The 3540-nt window shown below is 59.4% G+C and carries 5 protein-coding genes and 1 tRNA gene; 3 read left to right on the top strand and 3 right to left on the bottom strand.

Going from position 1 to position 3540, the window contains the following annotated elements; genetic code table 11:
- On the bottom strand, positions 1 to 346 hold a 346-nt coding region (locus ABJK56_RS19860), incomplete at its 3' end, for a dATP/dGTP diphosphohydrolase domain-containing protein (protein WP_347246428.1).
- Between the two features lie 11 nt (positions 347 to 357).
- The gene (locus ABJK56_RS19855) at positions 358 to 546 is read right to left on the bottom strand and encodes a hypothetical protein (RefSeq protein ID WP_347246427.1); all 189 of its coding nucleotides are present in this window, start codon (positions 544 to 546) and stop codon (positions 358 to 360) included.
- 478 nt (positions 547 to 1024) lie between these two features.
- On the opposite strand from ABJK56_RS19855, the gene ABJK56_RS19850 reads away from it, so the two are divergent.
- Together ABJK56_RS19850 and ABJK56_RS19845 are read left to right on the top strand one after the other, a co-directional pair.
- Positions 1025 to 1150, top strand: a complete 126-nt coding sequence (locus ABJK56_RS19850) for a hypothetical protein (protein WP_347246426.1) — start codon at positions 1025 to 1027, stop codon at positions 1148 to 1150.
- Positions 1151 to 1160: 10 nt separating this feature from the next.
- Positions 1161 to 1343, top strand: a complete 183-nt coding sequence (locus ABJK56_RS19845; protein WP_347246425.1) for a hypothetical protein — start codon at positions 1161 to 1163, stop codon at positions 1341 to 1343.
- Between the two features lie 280 nt (positions 1344 to 1623).
- Here ABJK56_RS19845 and ABJK56_RS19840 read toward each other — a convergent pair.
- Positions 1624 to 1697 (bottom strand) — tRNA-Arg (locus tag ABJK56_RS19840).
- 505 nt (positions 1698 to 2202) lie between these two features.
- On the opposite strand from ABJK56_RS19840, the gene ABJK56_RS19835 reads away from it, so the two are divergent.
- Positions 2203 to 3540 (top strand): C25 family cysteine peptidase (locus tag ABJK56_RS19835; RefSeq protein ID WP_347246424.1); only part of this gene is annotated, 1338 nt, incomplete at its 3' end.

Below are 3540 nucleotides of genomic sequence, written 5' to 3'. Positions count from 1 at the left end.
TCATCTCTGGCAGTGCCTCTTCGAAGTGGCAGACGCCCAGAACGTTCCACGCGGCGTGGGCCAGGTGGTCTTCCGAATCGTCGCCAGCCAGGTACAGGTACAGGTGCCGAATGGCGTGATTGAGCATCACACTCGCCGGGATACTCTTCCGCCAATTATGCTCGCCGTACTTGGCCGCCCCTTCAGCGTAGGTTTCGGCCAGGCGCCGCAGGCCGATGGGCGTAATCAGGTCCCAACGCTGGCCCTCGGCGTCGGTGCCGCGGACCGCGCCGGTGGCAAAACGCGTTAGATGTTCCTGCTGCTGCAAGACGGGCTCACCAATCGCTGCAACCTCAGGCTCGTTCATGTCATCGCTCCTTAGAACGGGATATCCGCTAAATCAGCCTCCGTGTCTTCGATAGGTAGTGGCTCCGGCTTCGGCCCCAGCGTATAGTCCACGATGCGGCTGTATTTCTCGCCAGCCACCGTGCGTACCACGATCTTTTCGGCCCACGCCACCCCGCCCGCTTCGGCGATCTCGACGGCCCGCTCAGCCGTGTTCGGCACCGGATCGGGCGAACGGAGAAGCCAACGTCATTCCGGCGAAGACGCGCCCAGGTCGGCCGCTGGCTCTATCCCTTACATATGCCGTTTGCGGCTGAGCTGTCCGCTTTCCCGGGCATGTTCCGGAGCGCCATGTACCCGACCCTTCAAATGGGCTGATGTCGTTGGTGTGTCCCTCGATCAAGAACCTTCGCAATTCGCGCGAATGGCCCGGCCATTTCACGAGATTTCGCCAAGCCCCGCGGCGACAAAGTGCGACCGCAGCTCGTCGATGCGCCGGCCCAGGCTGCGCGAGAGATGCCCGGCTAGCTGCCCCTGACAGTCCCGTAACTCAAACCAAGATGAACACCAGACCAGGAGCCATTCCGCTGGAACTTCGCCAAAGCGTCGGACTGGTGGCTTGCAATTCACGGGCGCCGAGCAACACTCGCCCTGCTTCGCTTGCAAGTCCCAAGGCCCCAAAGATGAAGGAGGTTCCAGCATGGCGAGTCTGTACCGCAAACCCGTGGTCATCACCGACCCGGCCACTGGCCAGCCCATCCCGCCGGGGGAATCCAAGAAGTATTACCGGCCGGACCTGGTGCGCAAGGCCCTGGCCGGTCCATAATGGCGCGACGATGTACGAGCCGGCAGCCGAAGCTTCCGGTGCAGACCGCCCGGCAAAGCGCCGCGAGTTCCAAAAGCTCCTGGCCAAAGTCCAGGCCAGCATGTTCGCGGCCGTGCTGGTTTCCGGGCAGAGCCGCATGTCGCGCGAAGACATCTTCGACGTGATGATGCACTGGAAGCCCTGCACGGCGTGAGGGTAAAGAGGGTCGCCTATCTGGCGCCCGAAGGTGCTTTCCGTGGTGCTCTCTTTTTGGCCCGAGGTGCGCGCCGGGGTGCGAGACTGCTTGCCGCTCGTTGCATCGCTTCGCACCGATTTGCACAGAGCGAGGCGGCGAAAGCCGAACGAGCATCGGTTTTGGGGACCAACGGAAGTGGCGACGGCGGCGAGAGTTGTGGCCAGAAGAGAAGACGCCGCAAGGCATTACACCGCCCTAGCGCTTGCGGCGTCTGGGGTTACAGCGACGGTTGCGGAAGCGCGCCCGGAGGGAGTCGAACCCCCAACCCTCGGTTCCGAAGACCGATGCTCTATCCAGTTGAGCTACGGGCGCTCAATTCGGTTGCAAACATTCTGAGTGCCAAATCATCCTTTATTTTATGGGGCATCAAACCAGGCGCAAAGCCGTCTCGTGCGAGGCATCTCCAAAATACTGATCGTACTTCCTCGCGGGCGATTTCGGAATTAAAGCGTACTTACCCACTCTCGACGGGTGCGAGTCGGCGATCCCACGCGCCAAGCACCTTGTACCCCCCTATTGCTTTCGTCCGCATCTTCGGCACAACCCGAACTTTGGTTCCCGTGTTTACCAATTATCCCAGTAGTTTTCTGAAAGATTCTTTCAAGTGTAGGGCTTCTCGCCAGTTGTTATGACCTATGGTTTTACCAGGAATGAGCTGAGGCGTGGCTAAGCACGCACTCGACTTTAAGTTCCCGGAGCTCGTCACAGCTTGTGTCTTTTCTGCGGAATTGCACAGGCTCATCGGTTACTCATAGAGCTTGTTTTGTCGCTGGAGTTGCAGCCTTCCGGTTGTTATTCAGGTACGACAACGATGATTATGCAACGGCGCTCTATTCTCGCCAAAGGGTCTTGGCGATGCGAAGATCGACTCCGTGCTTCTGACGGTGCAGCACGCATCTTTTCAGGGCTTGTCTCTCTTCTTGCCAACAGCTTTGCGAGTGCCAATTTCGGACACCGCCGGCGGGCTACCCGGCGTCGCTCTTTCGAAACCCTCGAAGCCCGCGATCTCTTCTCTGTCAGCCCCCTAACGGACACGTTCCTGCCGCTCACAAGTTTTGGTAATCACTCGAGCCAGAGCAGTGGAGCAGTAGCACTGTCATGGTCCGGTTTCGATTTCACAAATAATGGCACAGTCGCACGTCTTCATGCGACGTTTCAGGGCAATCCCCAGATTCAGCAGTTGGGTGCCGGAGTCATGGTCTCACTCGATGGCACCGATCTGTGGCTGGAAACAGGTGAGCCGGTCTTGCCCGTGACTTCCGTCCTACTGGCGCTTCCCGCTGGTATGGAACTCGCCGCCGCTCAACCGGTTTTCACGGGCCAAATCGACGTCATCGGCCAGGGACTACCTCCGGTGGTGGCACCAAATCCCGTGCCATTCGAGTCGGTTGAAGATACTCACCTCGACTGGTCCCAAGTTCTCGATCGGTCGCTCGGCGTCTCAGACATGGTTCACTTTTCCAACCACGTCTGGGGGGGATACCGTCTTGCTACGGTTTCCATCTCACCCTTTGTTTACGACCACACTTCCGGAGAGTTGGCATTTATTCGGGACCTGGAGCTGAGCCTCACCCTCACTCCGGCCAGCGACGACTTACCCGTGAATCCGTTGCTTGCGAGTCAAGTGGCAAGCCTTGTTGCCAATCCGGAGGTCCTGGGGACATACGCCACCACCACAGCCGCTCCGCTGGTTGACCCCTCCGAGTATGTGGTCATCACCAACGCAGCACTCGCGCGGGAATTCGAACCGCTGGTGCAAGAGAAAATCGCCCGCGGATTAACCGCGCGCCTCGTAACCACCGAATGGATAGCCGAAAACTACCGTGGAACAGAAAATGGGGACCTTGCCGACCGCATCCGTGAGTTCCTGTCCGATGCGTATTTCAACCACGGTACGCGGTGGGTCCTGCTCGGAGGTGATGCCGAGATCGTGCCGACTCGTGGCGTCTATGCTGCAGTGGGCAACACGCTTGAAACAGCACTCCCGACCGACATGTATTACGCTTGTCTCGACGGGCCGTGGAATCGTGATGGCGACAACTTGTGGGGAGAACCAACAGACGGGCTCAACGGCGGGGATATCGACCTGGTCCCGGAGTTGTATGTCGGTCGAGCGCCGGTCAGCAGCGTCACGGAGGCCCGAAATTTTGTAGCC

It is taken from the genome of Thermogutta sp. (assembly GCF_039793925.1).
In the GTDB taxonomy this organism is placed as follows: domain Bacteria; phylum Planctomycetota; class Planctomycetia; order Pirellulales; family Thermoguttaceae; genus Thermogutta.
Note: the sequence above shows the minus strand (reverse complement) of the source record. Positions and strands in the feature narration are given on the sequence as shown.